19 protein-coding genes are annotated in these 20,548 nt (G+C 68.6%); 3 read left to right on the top strand and 16 right to left on the bottom strand.

Annotated features, from left to right (window positions below):
• Position 1: 1 nt before the first annotated feature.
• The 10 genes from KTR9_RS10385 to rpmE all read right to left on the bottom strand — a co-directional run bounded on the left by KTR9_RS10385 (position 2) and on the right by rpmE (position 7,841).
• A complete protein-coding gene (locus KTR9_RS10385) occupies positions 2-490 on the bottom strand; it encodes a F0F1 ATP synthase subunit B (RefSeq protein WP_014926347.1) in 489 nt (162 codons plus the stop codon).
• A 47-nt stretch (positions 491-537) separates the two neighbouring features.
• Entirely contained in the window at positions 538-789 is a 252-nt protein-coding gene (locus KTR9_RS10380; protein WP_004021252.1) for a F0F1 ATP synthase subunit C, read from the bottom strand.
• A gap of 136 nt (positions 790-925) precedes the next feature.
• Complete coding sequence (atpB, locus tag KTR9_RS10375) at positions 926-1,675, bottom strand: F0F1 ATP synthase subunit A (protein ID WP_014926346.1); 750 nt, start codon at positions 1,673-1,675, stop codon at positions 926-928.
• On the bottom strand, positions 1,672-2,085 hold the full coding sequence (locus KTR9_RS10370) for a hypothetical protein (RefSeq protein WP_010842978.1): 414 nt from the start codon (positions 2,083-2,085) through the stop codon (positions 1,672-1,674). Before KTR9_RS10370 ends, atpB begins: the two co-directional genes overlap by 4 nt.
• A gap of 285 nt (positions 2,086-2,370) precedes the next feature.
• Positions 2,371-3,567 (bottom strand): glycosyltransferase family 4 protein, encoded by a 1,197-nt coding sequence (locus KTR9_RS10365; RefSeq protein ID WP_010842977.1) that lies wholly within the window; start codon positions 3,565-3,567, stop codon positions 2,371-2,373.
• Between the two features lie 51 nt (positions 3,568-3,618).
• Positions 3,619-4,863 (bottom strand): serine hydroxymethyltransferase, encoded by a 1,245-nt coding sequence (gene glyA / locus KTR9_RS10360; RefSeq protein WP_014926344.1) that lies wholly within the window; start codon positions 4,861-4,863, stop codon positions 3,619-3,621.
• Entirely contained in the window at positions 4,860-5,519 is a 660-nt protein-coding gene (locus tag KTR9_RS10355) for an L-threonylcarbamoyladenylate synthase (RefSeq protein WP_014926343.1), read from the bottom strand. The genes glyA and KTR9_RS10355 overlap by 4 nt, the downstream gene beginning before the upstream one ends.
• Positions 5,520-5,556: 37 nt before the next feature.
• Complete coding sequence (locus tag KTR9_RS10350) at positions 5,557-6,426, bottom strand: N5-glutamine methyltransferase family protein (protein WP_014926342.1); 870 nt, start codon at positions 6,424-6,426, stop codon at positions 5,557-5,559.
• Positions 6,423-7,508 (bottom strand): peptide chain release factor 1, encoded by a 1,086-nt coding sequence (gene prfA / locus KTR9_RS10345; protein WP_010842973.1) that lies wholly within the window; start codon positions 7,506-7,508, stop codon positions 6,423-6,425. Before prfA ends, KTR9_RS10350 begins: the two co-directional genes overlap by 4 nt.
• A 120-nt stretch (positions 7,509-7,628) precedes the next feature.
• Positions 7,629-7,841: a 50S ribosomal protein L31 gene (rpmE, locus tag KTR9_RS10340; protein ID WP_010842972.1), complete on the bottom strand. Its 213-nt coding sequence runs from the start codon at positions 7,839-7,841 to the stop codon at positions 7,629-7,631.
• A gap of 315 nt (positions 7,842-8,156) precedes the next feature.
• Here rpmE and KTR9_RS10335 point away from each other — a divergent pair, with 315 nt between their 5' ends.
• Complete coding sequence (locus KTR9_RS10335; protein ID WP_014926341.1) at positions 8,157-9,365, top strand: sulfite reductase subunit alpha; 1,209 nt, start codon at positions 8,157-8,159, stop codon at positions 9,363-9,365.
• Between the two features lies 1 nt (position 9,366).
• Positions 9,367-10,299, top strand: a complete 933-nt coding sequence (locus KTR9_RS10330; protein WP_044506420.1) for a heme transporter — start codon at positions 9,367-9,369, stop codon at positions 10,297-10,299.
• Between the two features lie 291 nt (positions 10,300-10,590).
• On the opposite strand, the gene rho is transcribed toward KTR9_RS10330, so the two are convergent.
• From rho to argS, 6 genes are all read right to left on the bottom strand, one after another.
• Positions 10,591-12,696 (bottom strand): transcription termination factor Rho, encoded by a 2,106-nt coding sequence (gene rho, locus KTR9_RS10325; protein WP_014926339.1) that lies wholly within the window; start codon positions 12,694-12,696, stop codon positions 10,591-10,593.
• A 339-nt stretch (positions 12,697-13,035) separates the two neighbouring features.
• Positions 13,036-14,046, bottom strand: a complete 1,011-nt coding sequence (thrB, locus tag KTR9_RS10320) for a homoserine kinase (protein WP_044506418.1) — start codon at positions 14,044-14,046, stop codon at positions 13,036-13,038.
• Positions 14,027-15,112 (bottom strand): threonine synthase, encoded by a 1,086-nt coding sequence (gene thrC / locus KTR9_RS10315; RefSeq protein ID WP_010842967.1) that lies wholly within the window; start codon positions 15,110-15,112, stop codon positions 14,027-14,029. The genes thrB and thrC overlap by 20 nt, the downstream gene beginning before the upstream one ends.
• Positions 15,105-16,445, bottom strand: coding sequence for a homoserine dehydrogenase (locus tag KTR9_RS10310; RefSeq protein WP_014926337.1), 1,341 nt, complete (start codon positions 16,443-16,445; stop codon positions 15,105-15,107). The genes thrC and KTR9_RS10310 overlap by 8 nt, the downstream gene beginning before the upstream one ends.
• Entirely contained in the window at positions 16,442-17,863 is a 1,422-nt protein-coding gene (gene lysA, locus KTR9_RS10305; RefSeq protein WP_014926336.1) for a diaminopimelate decarboxylase, read from the bottom strand. Before lysA ends, KTR9_RS10310 begins: the two co-directional genes overlap by 4 nt.
• Positions 17,860-19,512, bottom strand: coding sequence for an arginine--tRNA ligase (gene argS / locus KTR9_RS10300; protein WP_010842964.1), 1,653 nt, complete (start codon positions 19,510-19,512; stop codon positions 17,860-17,862). Before argS ends, lysA begins: the two co-directional genes overlap by 4 nt.
• A 151-nt stretch (positions 19,513-19,663) precedes the next feature.
• Between argS and KTR9_RS10295 the strand changes: the two genes are divergently transcribed.
• The gene (locus KTR9_RS10295; RefSeq protein ID WP_010842963.1) at positions 19,664-20,488 is read left to right on the top strand and encodes a DUF3105 domain-containing protein; all 825 of its coding nucleotides are present in this window, start codon (positions 19,664-19,666) and stop codon (positions 20,486-20,488) included.
• Positions 20,489-20,548: the final 60 nt, after the last annotated feature.

Here is a 20,548-nt window from a genome sequence, read left to right as displayed (position 1 = left end):
ATCAGTTCACCGCTCCGCTCGTCGATCGGGTATCGGAAAGAGTGGCCGAGTCGACACCGAGCACACGCGCCGCAAGCGTCTTGGCGAGTGCGTCCACATCAGCTGCAGCCGTCGAGGCGGCCTGCTCACCCTGCGTCGCCAGCTCGGAGCTGGTCGACTGCAGAGCGGCGTCGGCCTCGGCGGTCGCCGCCTGCTTCATCTCGTTCAGCTGTTCACGACCCTGGGCGCGAGCGTCGTCGCGCTTGGCGGTGGCCTCACCGCGCGCTTCCTTCAGGAGCGAACGGAACTGCACGTCCGCATCCTCGAATTCGGCGGCGGCGGTGCGATTGTCCTCCACGGTGCAGTGGATCATCGCGTCCCGCTCCTCGAGGACCTGCTGGATCGGCGGAACCACGAACTTGCGGATGACCAGCAGCAAAATCACGAAGATGAGCAGGACAACGAAGAACGTTCCATTCGGGAGCAGGAAGTTCTCTGCAGCAAGCGTCATTGTGGTGAGGTGTCGTTTCTACTCGGCGACAAAAGGGAGAGCGACGATCAGCCGGCGCTGATCGGGGTGGCGAACACGAAGAGCGCCATGAAGGCCAGGTTGATGAAGTAGGCCGCCTCGACCAGACCGACGGTGATGAAGAACGGGGTGAACAGGCGACCCTGTGCCTCGGGCTGACGGGCGATACCGGCGATCAGCTGGCTACCGGCCAGACCGTTACCGATACCGGCACCGACGGCGCCACCGGCCATGATCAGGCCGCCACCGATGAGTGCGCCGAGGCCAATCATTGGATCCATTGTGATATTTCCCTTTCGTTGCTGACATCTGGTGTGTCAGGTCTGGAGGTTGCGCCGACAGGTGCCGGAGCAGGTCGTCGTGTTCGGTTGTGGGCGCGGTCGTCAGGTGCCCCGCGCGGGTGCCCGGTGTGGGCGGTCAGTGATCCTCGGTCTCCATCGACTGCGAGAAGTAGAGGATCGTCAGCAGGGCGAAGATGAACGCCTGGATCAGACCGACGAAGAGCTCGAAGGACTTCCAGATCGCATTGGGCGCCCACATGATGTACGGCGGGAACAGCGCGATGAGGGCGACCATCATGCTGCCGGCGAAGACGTTGCCGAAGAGTCGCAAGGACAGCGAGATCGGCTTGGTGAACTCCTCGATCACGTTGATCGGCGCAAGGAATGCCACGTGTCCCTTGATGATTCGCTTGGGGTGACCCAGCAGGCCGCGTGCCCGGAAGCCGGCGATCTGGTACCAGACGAACACGAACACGGCGAGGGCGTAGGCGAAGTTCACGTCCGCGGCCGGCGGCTTGAGGATCTCGTGGTGACCGACCTGCACCGGCAGGATCGACAGCCAGTTGGAGATCAGGATGAAGGTGAACAGCGACACCGCGAGCGGCAGCACGTACGGCGCGACCTTCATGCCGATGGCGCTCTCGACCTGACCGCGCATCTGGATGGTGATCGCCTCCCAGAAGAGCTGCACACCCGACGGCACGCCCGTGGAGGTCACCTTCGACTTCAGGTAGAAGGCCAGCGCGAGCAGGATCGCCGCCGCGAGAGCGGTCGCGATGATGGTCTCCAGGTTGAAGGTCAGTCCGAACAACTCGAACTTGGTGTAGTGACCCACCTGGATGGCCGGTTCGCCATCCTCTGCGGCAAGGTTGAAGGCGGTCGTCATGGTTGGCTACGAAGTCCTTTCATCACCGGAATGACCGTGTTCAGCACCAAGACCACTTGGCCGATGGCGAGTCCGAACATCGCGCCCAACCCGTCGGGTTGGACCAGGAAAGCCGCCAGCAGCGCGAGCGCCGTGATGGCACCGAGTCGCATGGCGGAGTTGAGAGCAAGCGCGGTTTTGCGCGGGTTGTCGTCGGCGACGACGACGTCGACGGCACGTCGGACGAGGATCGCGTTGACGAAGATCCCGGCGACACCGAGCAGGAAGAACACCGCGAAGAGCGGATGCCCGACGGCGAGCGAGACGGCGGCGACCACCACGACGAACCCGCCCGCGATGAGCGCGGGGCGGCGGAGTCCGGTCGGAGCCTGAGGATAGACGGGGGCCGATTCAGGGGCAGATGCGGTCATGTCCCTCTCCTCAGCTCTCCTACTCCATACCGATGGCACGGGGTACCCGCGTGCGTGCAGCAACACATGGCCGCTGGGCGTCAGCTCGCGTTTGGTGTGACCCTACCAACACCATTCCTGGCGTCTCACCGGGGGTCATACGTGGCAAGAGATGAATCCGGGGCTTTGTGTCCGGATCTGAGCTCTCACCGACTACTACAGGCGATAGTACACCAGTGTTTACGGTTTCCTTACCTTAGGCCCAGTGGCGGCATTCCCGAAAACCCCAGGACCCCGTCTCACCGGTCAGTGATAGGCCTTGGTCGCCGTCCGCAGTTCGGCGAAGCGTCGATGCAGGCGCGGCGCCATCGTGACCAGCATCGCGACGACGAGTCCCGCACCGAATGCCGGGGCGACCACCGACAGCGGGAACAGCGTGCTCGCCGCCGCCGAGAACGCCAGGACCCCCACCCACAAATAGATGATCAGGGCGACCCGGCGCTGCGAGTGCCCGAGCTCGAGCAGTCGATGATGCAGGTGCATCTTGTCCGGGGTGTAGAAGCCGACTCCGGCCCGGGTCCGCCTGATCACCGCCAGCAACATGTCGAGCATCGGGATGAAGACGACGGCGGCCACGAGGATCAGCGGGGACAGCAGCGTGAAGATGTCGGCCGGGCCGTAGGCGTTGACGGCAATGCGGCCGGACGCGCTGGTGGAGGCCGCGGCGAGCAACAGCCCGATGAGCATCGCCCCGGAGTCGCCCATGAAAATCCTTGCGGGAGAGAAGTTGTGCGGTAGGAACCCGAGGCACGCTCCGGCCAGCGCCACCGAGATCAGGGCCGGCGGGTAGTAGCTGACATCGCCGCCCTGGTCGCGCAACAGCCCCAGCGAGAACATGCAGATCGCGGCCGCGGCGATGAGTCCCAGCCCGGCGGCCAGACCGTCGAGGCCGTCGACGAAGTTGATCGCGTTGATCGTCGCGACCGTGATCGCGACCGTGAGCAGGCCGGCCTGCAACGGGTCGAGCACGAGCGTCCCGATGTTGGCGAACGGGATGTAGAGCTGCAGCCAGCTGATTCCGAGCAGCACCAGCACCCCGGCCGCGGTGAGCTGTCCGACGAACTTGGTCAGCGCGTCCAGCCCCCACCTGTCGTCGACGACGCCGACGAGGACGATGACCGTGCCGGCGGCGATCACCGCCGTCATGTCGGTGGTGTAGGCGAACCCCCGGTTGAGCGCGGGGAGGTTGGCGGCCAGTGCGATACCCGCGACCACACCCCCGAACATCCCGAGCCCGCCGAGACGGGGGGTGGGAATCACGTGCACGTCGCGGACCCGGGGCACGGCGACCGCGCCGGCGCGGATGGCGAAGACGCGTACCGCAGAGGTCAGCAGATAGGTCATGGCGGCGGCGGTCAGACCCACGAGCAGCAGCTCACGCAGGGGCACGCCCGTCCCTCCCCCATCCGCGGCGGCGAGCAACGCCGGTGCAGCACCGGTCATCGCGTCACCACCGGCGTCCGACGGGGCAGGGTCTCGAACATTGCGACCACGCTACCCGTAGGCCAGTTCGGCGATCTCGCGACGGATCCGCCGGTGCGTCTCACGATCGTCGGTCGACATCGCGTCGACCATCGCGTCGACGACCACCGGGTGCATGGCGGAGGTCATGCCCCGCTCGGTGACGACCGGAGTACCGATCCGGATCGCCGACCCCTCGGAGACCGGCCGGTTCTCGAACGGCAGGACTGCCTTGTCGACGACGATCCCGGCCGCGCCGAGCCGGTGCTGCGCCTCCATCCCGGAGATCCCCAAGCCGCTCACGTCGATGACCGCGAGGTGGATGTCGGTACCGCCGGACACCACCCGGGCACCACGAGCAGAGAGCTCCGCGGCGATCGCGCGGGCATTTTCCACCGCGCATCGCGCGTAGTCGGCGAACTCGTCGGTCCCCGACTCCGCGAAGGCCACCGCCTTCGCGGCGACGGAGTGCATCGCGGGACCGCCCTGCACGAACGGGAAGACGGCCTTGCGCAGCGCCTCGCCGTGTTCGGCGCGAGCGAGGATGACGCCGCCGCGCGGACCGCGGATCACCTTGTTGGTCGAGAAGGTGACGATGTCGGCGTGCGGCACGGGCGAAGGCAGCACGCCGGCAGCGACGTGTCCGGCGAGGTGCGCGGCGTCGACCCACAGGATGCATTCGGCCTCATCGGCGATCTGGCGCAGAACCGCGAAGTCGAACGTCCGCGAGTACGACGCGGCGCCGGCGACGAGAATCCGGGGCCGATGCACCAGCGCGAGATCACGGACCTGGTCGTAATCGACGAGTTCGTCGTCCGGGCGCACCTCGTAGTGCAGCGGCGAGAACCACCGGCCGGAGAAGTTCGCCCGCGAACCATGCGTCTGGTGCCCCCCGTGTTCGAGGCGCAATGCCAGCACCGGGTCGCCGGGCTGGGCGAAGCCGGCATAGACGGCGAGGTTCGCCGCGCTCCCCGACAGCGGCTGGACGTTGACGTACTCGGCGCCGAACAGCGCGCGGGCGCGGTCGACGGCGAGCTCCTCGAGTTCGTCGGCCACTTCGCATCCGCCGTGGTAGCGCGCCCCGGGATATCCCTCCGCGTATTTCGCGTCGAAGACCGACGCCATCGCGGCGCGCACCCCCGGCGTCGGCTCGGTCTCGCTGGCGAGCAGCTGCAGCGTGTCGCGACGCCGACCGGCCTCGCGCCCCAGCAACGTGTCGACCGTGGCGTCACCGGTGAGGGCGCCGCCGGGACCGAACCCGTGCGCGTCCGCGCTCATGACTCCGAGAGCAGTGTGGCCGGGTCCGTGTCGAGCACCTCGGCGACCGCCTCCGTCGAGACGGCGCCCTCACGCAGGATGCGCGGACTCGGACCGGAGACGTCGACGATCGTCGACGCCTGCGCGGCCGGCGCGGGCCCGCCGTCGAGATACACCGCGACCTCGTCCCCGAGTTGTTCGCGCGCCTCGTCGGCGGTCGTCGCCGGTGGACGCCCCGAGACGTTGGCGCTCGAGACGGCCATCGGACCCACCTCTCGCAGCACGTCGATCGCCACCGGGTGCAACGGCATCCGGAGCATGACCGTGCCGTCGGTGTCCCCGAGATCCCACGCCAGCGAGGGCGCCTGTCGGACAACCAGACTCAGGCCACCGGGCCAGAACGCCTCGATCAGGTCGCGCGCGGGCTGGGGAACGGAGAGGACCAGGCCGTCGATCGCGTGCCAGGAACCCACCAGGACCGGGACCGGCATGTCGCGCCCACGGTGCTTGGCAGCCAAGAGCGCGCCGACAGCGTCGGAATCGAAGGCGTCGCAACCGACTCCGTAGAGCGTGTCGGTGGGCATCACGACCAGCCGTCCGGCCTTCGCCGCCCCGACCGCCGCCCGAATCCCCGAGGAGCGGTTCTGTGGATCGTTGCAGTCGAAAACAGTGCTCACCCGATCATCCTGCCATGCCGTGCCCGACGGACCCGGCCTACCGTCGGCGTGCCGTCACGAACCTCGGCCGACCCGTCAGATCCGCGTGCCGGGTCACTTCGTCGAAGTCGCCGTGCGCGTGCAGGCACGCCACCACCGAGTCCGCGGTCGTGTCGTCGTGCTCGATCCCGACGACGCCGCCGGGGGCCAGCGTGCGGGCGATGACCGGCACCATCGGCACGATGACCGACATCCCGTCGGCGCCGCCGAAGACGGCGCGGGGCGGGTCGTGGGCGACCTCGGGTCCGACCGCGGCATCGAGTGGGACATAGGGCGGGTTCGTGACGAGGACCGACACGGTGCCGGCCGGGATGGACTCCGCGACCTGCTCGGGATCGGTGACGTCGGCGGCGACCACGTCGACCCGCGACCCGATCGTCTGCGCAGTGTCGGCGACGTTGCGGCGCAACCACACCAGGGCGTCCTCGTCGGCCTCGACCGCAACGACCCGCGTCGCGGGACTCATCGCCGCGATACCGATGGCCAGTGCACCACTGCCGCTGCAGAAGTCGGCAGCGGTACCCGGCGTCACGCGGAGGTGGCCGACCGCCCATTCGAGGAGATACTCGGTCTCCGGTCGCGGGACGAACACGCCCGGCCCGACGGCGAGTTCGACCGGGCCGAATGCGGCGGTTCCGATGATGTGCTGCAACGGAATCCGCTGCGCTCGCTGCTCGACCGCCGACCGGAACGCGCGCGCCGGAGCGTCATCGATCGTGTCCACCAGGACCAGCCGGCCCGTGTCGATCCCGAGCACGTGCGCCATCAGCCATTCGGCATCGCGGCGCGCGGAGTCGATCCCGGCGTCGGCGAGACGGGCGGTCGCCGCCCGCAGTTCGTCCGACCTCGGGGTCGGCGTGCCGGTCACGGCGTCTGTTCGGCTTCCATGCGGGCCTGGCGGTCCGCGGCGACGAGCGCGTCGAGGAGGTTGTCCATGTCACCGGCGAGCACCGCGTCGAGATTGTTCGCCTTGTATCCGATGCGGTGGTCGGTGATGCGGTTCTCGGGGAAGTTGTAGGTGCGGATCCGTTCGGACCGGTCCACGGTGCGGATCTGCGCGGCGCGTCCCTGCGCTGCCGCGGCCTCGGCTTCCTCCTCGGCCGCGGACTGGAGACGGGCGGCGAGGACCTGCATCGCCCGGGCCTTGTTCTGCAGCTGGGAGCGCTCGTTCTGGCAGGTGACGACGATCCCGGTGGGCAGGTGGGTGATCCGCACCGCCGAGTCGGTGGTGTTCACGCCCTGACCGCCCTTGCCGGACGAGCGGTAGACGTCGATGCGCAGTTCGGATTCGTCGATCGTCACCTCGGCGACCTCTTCGGGCTCCGGGTAGATCAGCACCCCGGCCGCCGACGTGTGGATCCGCCCCTGCGACTCGGTGACCGGTACGCGCTGGACGCGATGCACGCCACCCTCGAACTTCAGCCGCGACCACACCCCGTCGCGGACGGCCTCCTTGGACTTGATCGAGAAGGTGGCCTCTTTGTACCCGCCGAGATCGGACTCGGTGACGCCGAGGACCTGCGCTTTCCACCCGTGTCGCTCACAGTATTTGAGGTACATGCGGGCCAGGTCCGACGCAAACAGCGCCGACTCTTCGCCGCCGGCACCGGATTTGATCTCCAGGACCACGTCGTCGGCGTCGTGGGGGTCGCGCGGGGCCAGCAGGTCGGTCAGGGTGGCGTCGAGCTCGTCGACGGTCTTCTCGAGCGCGGGGATCTCGGCGGCGAACGATGCGTCGTCGGCGGCCAGTTCGCGCGCGGCCTCGAGATCCTCGCGCGCCGCCTTCAGCCGGGTGTAGGTCGCCATGACCGGCGCGAGCTCGGCGAATCGCTTGCCCACGCGACGAGCCGCAGTCGGATCGTCGTGCAGGGCCGGGTCGGCCAGCTGACGTTCGAGGCCCGAGTGCTCGGCGAGGATGTCGTCGATGGCCGAGGGACTCTGGGTACTCATGAAGGCGACCTCACTTGTCGTCCGATGCCGTGCCGGCAGGCAGCGACACCGGGAAGAACACTGACCGGAAACACAGCGACGCCCGTCCCGACAATCGTCGGGCGGGCGTCGCAGCGTGGTCTACTTGGCGCGCTTGCCGTAGCGCTTCTCGAACCGGGCAACGCGGCCGCCGGTGTCGAGGATCTTCTGCTTGCCCGTGTAGAACGGGTGGCACTGCGAGCAGACCTCGACGTTGATCCGACCGTTGGCAGCGGTGCTGCGGGTCTCGAAGGTGTTGCCGCAGCCGCAGACGACGGTGGTCGTCGCGTACTCGGGGTGGATTCCCTGCTTCATGTCTGGCTGTCCCTTTCTGTGGTCGCCGGGTCACCGTCGCCTCTCGACGGTGTGAACCGGAACCGGACTCGACCGATCAGTATGCCACGTAGGGCATCACCGGGAAAAATCCCGGTCACCGCGGTCGCAGGTGCCTCAACGGCGGGCCGATCGAATCCATTCCCGGCAGGTCGGGGTACGGCCCGGCCGCACGCCGGACACGTGACACAGGTCGCGAACCTGGTAAGGGTTGCCTAAGTGTAGTAGTGTGGCCTCGCCCGCGGGTACGGTCCGCGGCGCCCGCTCCCGAGTACGACGTCTCCGAAGGAACCATCGATGTACGACGCCGCCTCCACCGGCAGCAGCCTCGCAGTCGACACCGCACCCGCCTCCCCTGCTCGCCGCACCGGCAAGACGGTGCGCTCGCCATGGAACCGGCGCAATCCCTACCCGGCGACGGTCGTGACGAACGAGGTGCTCTCCGGCCCCGGATCGGCCAAGGAGGTCCGGCATCTCGAACTCGACCTCGGCGACAGCGGCATCAGCTACGAGCCCGGCGACGGAATCGGCATCGCTCCCGCGAACGATCCGGCGCTCGTCGACCTGCTCCTCAACCGGCTCGGCGCTGCCGGCGACGAGATCATCGCCGACCGAAAGGCCACCTACACGCTGCGCGAGGCGCTGACCAGCAGGTACGAGATCTGCGCACCGTCGAAGTATCTGGTCCGGGTGGTCGCCGACCGCACCGGGCACCCCGAACTGTGCCGACTGCTCGACGCCGGCGACCCACAGGCACTCGACGCGTGGCTCCACGGGCTCGACGTCCTCGATCTCCTGCATCTCGACCCGACGTTCACCCCGACCCCCGAGGAACTGCTCGAGGAACTGAGTCCGCTGGCCCATCGGGAGTACTCGATCTCCTCGAGCCCCCGGGTCCACGGCGATACCGTGCACATCACGATGGCCACGGTGCGTTACACCGTCGCCGACCGGGATCGCGGAGGTGTCTGCTCGACGCACCTCGCCGACCGGTGCGCTCCCGGTGACACCGTGCCCGTCTTCATCTCCCCCAACAAGAAGTTCCGCCTGCCCGCGGAGGATGTGTCCGCCATCATGATCGGCCCGGGCACCGGCATCGCCCCCTTCCGGGCCTTCCTGCATGAGCGGGCCGCAACCGGTGCCACCGGCAGCAACTGGCTGTTCTTCGGTGACCAGCACCGTGCGCACGACCACCTGTACGCCGAGGAACTCGATCGCCTCGTCGCCGGCGGCGTGCTGGATCGGCTCGACCTCGCCTTCTCCCGCGACCAGGAACACAAGGTCTACGTCCAGGACCGGATGCGCGAGCACGGATCCGAGCTGCTCGCCTGGCTCGAGTCCGGCGCGCACCTGTACGTCTGCGGCGATGCCGCGACGATGGCCGACGACGTGGATGCGGCACTGCACGAGATCGTCGCCGAACACGGCGGTCTCGACGCCGAGGCAGCCGCGGCGTATGTCGAGCGCCTGCGCTCGGATAATCGCTACCTCCGCGACGTCTACTGAGATGACCGACTCCACCGGGGACGATCCGCCCGCCCGCAGCGATCTCGAGATCCTGCTGCGGACAGCCGGATTCGGAGACTCCTCGGTGAACCACGACGTCCCCGCGGTCGCTGCCCGACTACCGGGACTCGCCCAGGTCGTCGGCGTCACGGTCGCCGGTCCGGTGATCATGAACGCGGTCGGGGTCCACGACGACCCGGTCTCGGTCGGCGGTCCGATTCGGGTGGACCCACACCGAATAGCTCTGCGGCTCAATCCCTCTCGCTTGTCGTCGACGTTGCTCAGCGATCCCGCCGCCCACGTTCCGCCGACCCTGCGGTTGTTCGACCATCGCGGCAACACCGCTCACGCCACCTACCTGACCGAGAACTCCGATCGCCTGGCATTCGAGGCCATGGCGCTCGCCGGCGGAGCCCCGGGCCTGGACGGGCCACTCTCGGATTCGCCTGCGCCACAACGTACGACTCCGACGGCATCGACCGGCGACGACCAGCTCGCACAGCTCGACGCGATACTCACCGACGGTGGCGCCGCCCGGCTGAGGAGCCTCCCCCGCCTCGACTGTCCGCGCACCGCCCGCGTCGACAACCGCGCGGTGATCGCCGCGCTCGAGCACGCGTCACGGCTCGGGATGACGGTGACGTTCGCGACGGCGGCGCCGGGATGCATGCAGATGCGTCAGGATCGCCTCGACGGCGCCCACGAGCATCGGGGCCAGATGGTGCTGGCGTCGGGCGCCACCCGGGTGATGATCAATTTCGATCTGGTCGGCGAATGCTGGGTCACGTGGCCCCACGGGGTGTCGGGCCGTACCGGGTCACTGGAGATCTACACCCGGCGGGGTGAGTGCGCGCTGGTCGTGACCCAGACCGGAGCGCTTGCCCCGGCACTCGGCCAGGCCTGGGAGCACCTGACCGCCGATCTCGCCGGCTGACCCTTCGTGACGCCCCTCCGCAAGCTCCGGGGCTCCTCAGGGAACAACGGCTGACGCCCCTCCGCAAGCTCCAGGGCTCCTCAGGGAGCAACGGCTGACGCCCCTCCGCAAGCTCCGGGGCTCCTCAGGGAGCAACGGCTGACGCCCCTCCGCAAGCTCCGGGGCTCCTCAGGGAGCAACGGCTGACGCGACTCCGCAAGCTCCGGGGCTCCTCAGGGACCTGTTACGAGACACGGCCCCGATCCGCGGTGAGCGCGGGTCGGGGCCGTGTCGCGAGAGTGCCGGACGAACTCAGTCGTTGCCCGCACCCGGTGCGGTCTTCTGCACCGACATCAGGAACTCCATGTTCGTCTTGGTTTTCTTCAGCTGACTGAGGAGCAGATCGATGGCCTGCTGGGAATCGAGACCCGAGAGCACACGACGCAGCTTGTGCACGATGGAGAACTCCTCGGGCGACAGCAGCAACTCGTCCTTACGGGTACTCGACAGGTTCACGTCCACGGCCGGGAACACCCGACGTTCGGAGATCTTGCGGTCGAGCTTCAACTCGGCATTGCCCGTGCCCTTGAACTCCTCGAAGATCACAGTGTCGCCGGTCGAGCCGGTCTCGACGAGCGCAGACGCGATGATCGTGAGCGACCCGCCGTTCTCGATGTTGCGCGCCGCGCCGAGGAACCGCTTCGGCGGATACAGCGCGGTCGAATCGACACCACCCGACAGGATTCGGCCCGACGCGGGCGATGCGTTGTTGTACGCACGACCCAGTCGCGTGATCGAGTCCAGCAGCACCACAACGTCTTTGCCGCTCTCGACCAGTCGCTTGGCGCGCTCGATCGCGAGCTCGGACACCGAGGTGTGATCTGACGGCGGCCGATCGAACGTCGACGCGATGACCTCGCCCTTGACCGAACGCTGCATGTCGGTGACCTCCTCGGGACGCTCGTCGACGAGGACGACCATGAGGTGGCATTCGGGGTTGTTGGTGGCGATCGCGTTGGCGATGTCCTGCAGGATCGTCGTCTTACCTGCCTTGGGCGGCGACACGATCAGGGCGCGCTGCCCCTTGCCGATCGGCATGATCAGGTCGATCACACGGGTGTCGAGCCGCTCGGGAGTGGTCTCCAGCCGCAGGCGCTGGTTCGGGTACAGCGGCGTGAGCTTGTTGAACTCGGGGCGGCGCTTGGCGGTCTCGACGTCGCCGCCGTTGATGGTGTCCAGCCGCACCAGCGGATTGAACTTCTGGCGCTGGTTCTGCTGGTCGCCCTCGCGCGGCACCTTCACCGCGCCGGTGATCGCGTCGCCGCGTCGAAGTCCGTTCTTGCGAACGAGGTTCATCGACACATAGACGTCGTTCGGCCCCGCGAGATAACCCGACGTGCGAACGAAGGCGTAGTTGTCGAGCACGTCGAGGATGCCGGCGACGGGCTGCAACACGTCGTCGTCGGAGACCTGCGGCTCGTTCGGGGTGTCGCGGTTCTGGCCACGGCGACGCTCACGGAACCGGCGACCGCGCCGGCGACCGCCGCCCTCCCCGTCGTCATCGCGGTCCTGGCCCCCGTCGCGGTTCTGACCGCCATCGCGATTCTGGTTGTCGCGATTCTGGTTGTCGCGGTTCTGACCGCCGTCGCGATTCTGCTTGTCGCGGTTCTGGCCGCCCCCGTCGCGATTCTGGTTGTCGCGATTCTGACCGCCATCGCGGTTCTGGTTGTCGCGGTTCTGGTTGCGGTTGCGACGAGTGCGCTGCTCACCACCGTCGGAGTCGGCTGCGGCGTCGCCCGCGCCGTCGCGCCCGCGACGCCGGTCACGACCCGCGCCGGCCTCCGTCGAGTCGGCCTCGGGGGCACTGCCGCCCTTGGCGGCATCTGCGGCCGGGGCGTCGGATGTCGTCGCGTTCTTGGCGACGCCATCGGTGCTGGGGCTGTCGGTCTTGTTGTCGGCAGGCGTGCTGTCGCCGGCCGGCGCCTCGGCGCTGATCGGTGCATCGGCATCGGCGGCCTTCCGGCCGGCACCGCGCTGAGTGCGCGTCCCGCGGGGAGCGTCGGCCTTCTCGGCCGTCTCGCCACCGGCGGGAGCCGGGGAGTCGCCGCCGATGGTCAGCTGCTCGTCGGCCGCAGCAGGCTTCGACGAGCCCGCCTTCGACCGCGTCGGGCCGCTCTTCGCGGCCGGGGCGTCGCCGCCGGCCTGGCGCTCCTTGATGGCGGCGATCAGATCGCCCTTGCGCATCCCGGATGTGCCCTTGATGCCGAGTTCACCGGCGACGGTCCGCAGTTCGCTGAGCACCATGCCGGACAGGCCGGTGCGTGCACGTGTCTTGGTCGCCGGTCGTCCCGAGTCGGGGCCGGCCGAACCCGCGGATTCCTGCTCGGCAGGTGCGGTGATCAGGTCCGTATCGGTCACGGAAGTCCTTTCGTTCCTCCCGCAGACAAGAACTGCGTGAGGTCTACGTTTCCCTGCGTCTGTGCGTCAGGGAGTCCGTCCGCGGTGGACGGTGAGAATGTGCGGTCCGCTGCGAGCGAGCTCGGAAACACCTGCGCTTCGGCACCGTCGACAGAGATCCATGACCCCGGCCCGGATACACAGCCGGTCATCTCCGATCGGTGAAGGATGAGAAGCGGCAGGACAAGCCTGCGCGGCTAGACCAGAATATGGTAACCCCGTTCGCATGATAGGGGCAACACGCCGGTAGCGCCAAACGAACGTGCGACGGCCGGCGAATCCACCGGCGTACGACACCGGTCAGCCGACGGAGATCTCGACTCCGCCGGCGACGGCCACCGAACGGGCCTCGAATCCGAGGCCCTGCGCCAGCTGGCGGATGTCCGACGGTACCGGCGCGGTACCGAGCACGAGGACGGTCGGCCCGGCTCCGGACACCGTCGCGGCGTGTCCGCGGGCTCGCAGGGCGGTGACGAGGTCGCTCGTCGGCGCCATCGCCGAAGCACGGTACGGCTGGTGCAGGCGGTCCTGGGACGCGGCCATGAGGTTGCGTGGGTCGGCCGTCAGCGCCACCACCGCGAGCGCCGAACGGCTCAGGTTGAACACGGCGTCGGCACGCGGGACCGCATCCGGCAGCAGTCCGCGGGTGAAGGACGTCGACGATTCGGTGTCGGGGACGAAGACGGTCGCACAGATGTCGGGATGCACGGTGAGCCGGTGTGCGTGATACGACGCGACCCCGTCGGCGGATTCGGTCCACGTGAGGACCGCCGAGCCGAGCACACTCGCGGCGGCGTTGTCGGGATGGCCCTCGAATTCGCTGGACAGCTGTACCAGTTCGTCGAGCGACAGTCCGGGTCCGAGACCGGCGGCGGTGATCAGTCCCGACGCGGCGGCCAGACCCGAGACCGCGGCGGCGGCGGACGACCCCAGACCCCGGGAGTGCGGGATCTGGTTGATGCAGCGCAACTTCAGCCCGGGTGCGCGGAGACCGGCGTGTGCCAGTCCACGGTTGAGCGCGCGCACGACGAGGTGCGATGCGTCGCGGGGCACGTCACCGGCACCCTCCCCCTCGACCTCGAGGGCGACACCCTCTTCGACGGTCTCGACGACCACCTCGTCGTAGATCCCCAGAGCCATTCCCAGACAGTCGAATCCGGGCCCGAGGTTGGCACTCGACGCCGGCACCCGGACCCTCGTCGACAACCCGACCGGCACCGTACCCGCCGCAGATGCGGAACCGGTCACGTCGCCGTCGGCGTCCGATCCGACGACCGGACGGCCGGGCCCGTCAGCCGACACCGAGAGCATTCGCGACCGCCACCGGATCCACCGGAATGGCCTCGACCTCCGGGATGCCCGCCAGGGCGGTGTCGGGGTCCTTCAGGCCGTTGCCGGTCACCGTGCACACCACGGTCGATCCCGGCTCGATCCAGCCATCGGCGCTGGCCGCGAGCAGACCCGCGACGCTGGCAGCCGAGGCCGGCTCGACGAACACGCCCTCCTTGCCTGCGACAAGGCGGTAGGCCTCGAGCAGCTTCTCGTCGGTGGCCGCGCGGAACTGGCCGTGCGACTCCTCTTTCGCCGCGACGGCCTGGTTCCAGCTGGCCGGGGACCCGATGCGGATGGCGGTGGCGATGGTCTCCGGGTCCTTCACCGGCGCACCGTTCACCAGCGGCGCGGCGCCCGCGGCCTGCACCCCGAGCATGCGCGGCACCGACGACGAGACGCCGTCCGCGTGGTATTCGGTGTAACCCTTCCAGTACGCGGTGATGTTGCCCGCGTTCCCGACCGGCAGCGCGTGGACGTCGGGGGCGCGGCCCAGGACGTCGACGATCTCGAACGCGGCGGTCTTCTGGCCCTCGATCCGCGCCGGATTCACCGAATTGACGAGCTCGATCTCGGTGAACTCGGAGGTGGCCTTGCGCGCGAGCTCGAGGCAGTCGTCGAAGTTGCCCTCGACCTGGATGATCTTGGCGCCGTGCATGACCGCCTGCGCGAGCTTGCCCATCGCGATCTTGCCCTGCGGGATCAGCACCGCGCAGGTGATGCCGGCCCGGGTGGCGTAGGCGGCGGCCGACGCCGAGGTGTTGCCGGTCGAGGCGCACAGGACCGCGGTCTTGCCGTTGTTGACCGCATTGCTGACGGCCATCGTCATCCCGCGGTCCTTGAACGAACCGGTCGGGTTGAGGCCCTCGACCTTCAGGTACACCTCGCACCCGGTCAGCGACGACAGGTGCGGCGCGCTGATCAGCGGGGTGCCGCCCTCGAGCAGCGTGACGACCTTCCAGTCGTCGCCGACAGGCAGCCGCGACCGGTATGCCTCGATCAGGCCGGGCCACGCGCGGTGGACGGGCGTAGAAGTCGCTTCAGTCATCGGTACCTTCCAATCGCAACACACTCGACACCTTGATGACGGCGTCCATGTCTTCAAGCGCCGCAACACAATCCGATTGCGCACGGTCGGGCGCGCGGTGGGTCACCACGATCAGCCGGGCGTCGTCGCCCGCGCCCTCCTGGCGCACCGCGGCGATGCTCACCGACCGCTTGGTGAACTCGCCGGCCACCTGTGCGAGCACACCCGGCCGGTCCTCCACCCGCATGGAGATGTAGTAGCGGGTGAGAACGTCGTCGATCGGGGCGACGGGCAGCGAGGCGTAGGTCGACTCGAGGGGTCCCCGGCCACCGTGCACGCGGTTGCGAGCGGCCATGACCATGTCGCCGAGAACGGCCGACGCCGTCGGCGCACCTCCCGCGCCCTGGCCGTAGAACATCAGCCGCCCGGCGTTCTCCGCCTCCACGACGACGGCGTTGAACGCGCCGTTCACCGTCGCCAGCGGATGGGTCAGCGGAATGAGCGCGGGGTACACGCGCGCGGAGATGCGCTGCGAGCCATTGGCATCGCGGACCCGCTCGCAGATCGAGAGCAGCTTGATCGTGCAGTCGAACTTCTTGGCCGCGACCAAGTCGGCGGCGGTGACCGACGAGATCCCCTCGCGGTGGACGTCGGCTGCCGTCACCCGGGTGTGGAAGGCGATCGAGGCGAGGATGGCCGCCTTGGCCGCGGCGTCGTAGCCCTCGACATCGGCTGTCGGGTCGGCTTCGGCGTATCCGAGCCGCCCGGCCTCGGCGAGGGTGTCGGCGTAGTCGGCGCCCGTCTCGTCCATCGCGGAGAGGATGAAGTTGGTGGTGCCGTTAACGATTCCGTTGACCCGCTCCACGGTGTCGCCCGCGAGCGACTGCATCAGCGGCCGGATGACCGGGATGGCACCGGCGACAGCGGCCTCGAAGTAGAGGTCCACCTTGGCCTCGGCCGCGGCGGTCGCGAGTTCGCCGGTGTACTCCGAGAGCAGCGCCTTGTTGGCGGTGACCACCGATTTCCCGCTCTCGAGCGCGGAGCGGATCAGGCCGCGGGCCGGGTCGATGCCACCCATCAGCTCGACGACGATGTCGACGTCGTCGCGGGCGACGAGGGATGCGGGGTCGTCGGACAACAACTCCTGCGCGATCTTGCGCGGGCGCCCCAGATCGCGCACCGCGACCCCGCGGATCTCCACCGGCGCCCCGACGCGCGCACGGAGATCATCGGCGTTGTCGGTGATGATGCGCACCACCTCGGCGCCCACGTTGCCCATTCCGAGCACCGCTACACCGATGGTGCGTGTGTCCACCTCGGTTGCGCCGCTGGTGTTCTCCACTGATCCGGTCACTGGCCCACCTCCAGGCTGAGGAAGTCTTCGATGGTCTCCCGGCGGAGCAGCAGCCGAGCGTTTCCGTCGGCCACCGCCACCACGGGCGGTCTCATGGTCATGTTGTAGCGGCTCGACATCGAGTAGCAGTAGGCGCCGGTGGCCGCGACCGCGATCAGGTCCCCGGGCCCGAGATCCTCTGGTAGCCAGCAGTCCTTGATGACGATGTCGCCGCTCTCGCAGTGCTTTCCGACGACGCGACAGACCACAGCGCGCGCCTGCGACACCCGCGACACGAGCCGTACGTCGTATTCGGCGTCGTAGAGGACGGTGCGGATGTTGTCGCTCATGCCGCCGTCGACCGAGACATAGCGTCGTACGGCCCCACCGCCGAGTGCCACGTCTTTCACGGTGCCGACGCGATACAGGGTGACCGTACCCGGACCGGCGATGGCGCGGCCGGGTTCGACCGCGATGATCGGCATCGGCAGACCGACGGCCGCCGACTCCCGTTCGACGATCGCGGCCAGGGTCTCCGCCACCTTCGCAACCGGCAGCGGTCGCTCCTCGGGAAGGTACGAGATCCCCAGTCCCCCACCGAGATCGACGATCGACATCTGCGAGGTCTTCTCGACGCCGAACTCGCCCACCACATCGCGGAGCAGTCCGAGCACACGATGGGCGGCCAGTTCGAAGCCGTCCATGTCGAAGATCTGCGAACCGATGTGGCTGTGCAGACCCACGAGCCTCAGGTTGTCGGTGGCGAACACGCGTCGGATGGCCTCCATCGCGACTCCGCCGGCGAGTGAGAACCCGAACTTCTGGTCTTCGTGTGCGGTCGAGATGAACTCGTGGGTGTGCGCCTCGACACCGACGGTCACGCGGACCAGCACGTCGGCGACGACACCGCGCTCGCGGGCCACGGCGTCGAGCCGCTCGATCTCGATCATCGAGTCGAGGACGACGTGCCCGATCCCGGCGTCGACCGCGGCGCGCAGTTCTTCGACGCTCTTGTTGTTGCCGTGCAACGCGATCCGCTCCGGCGGGAAACCGGCGCGCAGCGCGATGGCCAGTTCGCCGCCGCTGCAGACGTCGAGCGACAACCCTTCGTCGTCCACCCAGCGGGCGATCTCGGTGCACAGGAACGCCTTCGACGCGTAGTGCACTCGTCCATACGGACCGAACGCGGCCATCATGTCCCGGCAGCGCGACCGGAAGTCGGCCTCGTCGACGAAGAATGCGGGTGTCCCGAACTCCTCGGCGAGCTCGCTCACCGGCACACCGGCGAGCCGCAGTTCACCCGAGTCGTCGCGAGATGCGTTGCGCGGCCACACCTGCGCGGGGATCGCCGCGAGCACGGCCGGGTCGTTCGGGCGCTCGGCGAGGTGTGGCGCGGCCAGCAGTTCGGCGTGCCGGGGACCGGCCGGGTGCGCGTTCACATCTGCTCCGGTGCGGTGACGCCGACCAGGCCGAGGCCGTTGGCGAGGACCTGACGGGTGGCCTCGCACAGGGCGAGTCGGGCACGGTGGATGTCCGCGGGCTTCTCGTCGCCCTGCGGCAGGACGCGGCACTTGGCGTAGAAGCGGTGGTAGGTGCCGGCGAGGACCTCGAGATAGCGGCACACCCGGTGCGGTTCCCGCAGGGTGGCCGCCGTTGCGACGACATCGTCGAAATCGCCGATGGTGCGGATCAGTTCGCCCTCGGCGGGATCGTCGAGCAGGTCGAGATGGTCCAGCGACGACACGACGCCCAGATCGGCGGCGTTGCGGGCCAGCGCCGACATCCGCGCGTGGGCGTACTGCACGTAGTACACCGGATTGTCGTTGGACTGCTTGGTCAGCAGATCCAGGTCGATGTCGATGTTGACGTCGACGGAGGAACGGATGAGGGAGTAGCGGGCGCCGTCGACACCCACCGCGTCGACGAGGTCGTCGAGGGTGATCACCGTGCCCGCACGCTTGCTCATGCGCACCGGCTTGCCGTCGCGGACGAGGTTGACCATCTGACCGATCAGCACCTCGACGGTGGCCGGATCGTCGCCGAGCGCCGCGGCGGCCGCCTTGAGACGGCTGATGTAGCCGTGATGGTCCGCACCGAGCATGTAGATGCAGAGGTTGAAGCCGCGGTTGCGCTTGTCCCGGTAGTAGGCGATGTCGCCCGCGATGTAGGCCGCGTTGCCATCGCTCTTGAGGACGACCCGGTCCTTGTCGTCACCGAACTCGGTGGACCGCAGCCACCACGCGCCGTCCTTCTCGTAGAGGTTGCCGTTGGCCTTGAGCTCGTCGATGCACTCGTCGACCAGTCCGGTGGCGAACATCTTGTCCTCGTGGGTGAAGACGTCGAAGTCGGTGCCGAAGTCGTGCAGGCTCTGCTTGATGTGGGTGAACATCAGGTCCACCCCGACCGAGCGGAACGTCTCGAGCCGATCGGCCTCGGGCAGCGACAGGACGTCGGGGGCCGCCTCGACGACCTTGGCGGCGATGTCGGCGATGTAATCGCCCGCGTACCCGTCCTCCGGGGTCTCCTCACCCAGTGCGGCCGCCTCCAGCGACCGGGCGAACCGGTCGATCTGGGCGCCGTGGTCGTTGAAGTAGTACTCCCGCGTGACCGCTCCGCCACGGGCGGCGAGAACACGTCCGAGTGCGTCACCGACGGCGGCCCAGCGTGTACCGCCGAGATGGATGGGTCCGGTCGGGTTGGCCGAGACGAATTCGAGGTTGATGACCGATCCGGCGAACTCGTTCCCACGGCCGTAGTCCGCACCGCGCGCGAGCACGGCTGCGACGACGGTGTTCTGCGCGGCGGCACCGAGCCAGACGTTGACGAATCCCGGACCGGCGACCTCGGTCTTCGAGATGCCCTCGGCAGCGGCGAAGGCCTCCGCGAGCCAGCCCGCGAGTTCGCGCGGGTTCACGCCGAGTCGCTTGCCCATCTGCAGGGCGACGTTGGTGGAGTAGTCGCCGTGGTCAGCGTGACGGGGGCGCTCGACGACGATGGAGTCGGGCACCAGGTTCTCGTCCAGTCCGCGGTCACGGACCACGGTCAGGGTCACGGCGCGCAGCAGCGCGGCCAGGTCGGCGGGAGTCACAGGACATCATCCTATTGGCCGTTGCCTGATCACCGACAATCGCACCCCGCTCGACCCACGGGGCCCACCAGTACACTCGTGGGCGCCGAGCGCGTGCCGGGGCATTCCGCCCGCCCGCCCGGCGCCCGCAGTCGGATGAGGAAAGAAGTCAATGGCGCGCAAACCAGGGGCGAACGTCCCCAAGTCCCGCAAACGAGCAGGCTCGGTTCCCTCGGCGACGGGACGGCAGATCGACTGGATGCTGATCGGCGCCGTCGTGGTGGTCATCGGTCTCATCGCGGGTCTCGCGATCTACCTCGTCCCCAAGTTCAACGAGCAGCGCGCCGAACAGAAGGACGACGTCGCCGTCGAGTCGGTGTCGGAGTTCGTGCCCACCCCGCAGAAGCCGGACCCGGCGTCCGACATCCCCGGTGTGACGAAGCGGTACTACGAGGCCGCCCGCCACGTCACGGCCGACCAGCGCGTCGCCTATGACCAGTCGCCGCCGTTCGGTGGTCCCCATGACGAGATCTGGGCGACCTGCACCGGCGTCGTCTACCCGAATCCGCTGCGCTCGGAGAACGCCGTCCACGCGCTCGAACACGGCGCGGTGTGGATCACCTACAACCCGGACACGATCTCCCCGGAGGACCTCGACTACCTCAAGCAGCTCGTCCGCGGTGAGCAGTACCTGTTCCTGTCGCCCTACCCCGGACTCGACAAGCCGCTGTCCCTGCAGAGCTGGGGCCACCAGCTCAAGCTGGACTCCGCCGGCGACCCGCGCGTCAACCAGTTCATCACCGCGTTGCGCCGCAACATGATGCCCGGTGTCTACCCGGAGAATCCGCAGACCGCCGCCTACCCGGAGACCCAGGCCACCTGTACCGCCATCCCCGGGTTCGATCCGTCGAATCCTCCGCCGGCCGACCAGGGCGAGCCCGGCCCCGATGCGGTCCCGATGGACGGCGGCAGCGGCGCCCCGACGCCCGCGGGCTGACGCGGTTCACACCCGAACATCAGTCCGGCCACCGGCCCGGCCCGACGAGACGACCCCGGC

Source organism: Gordonia sp. KTR9, assembly GCF_000143885.2.
Taxonomy (GTDB): Bacteria; Actinomycetota; Actinomycetes; order Mycobacteriales; family Mycobacteriaceae; genus Gordonia.
Note: the sequence above shows the minus strand (reverse complement) of the source record. Positions and strands in the feature narration are given on the sequence as shown.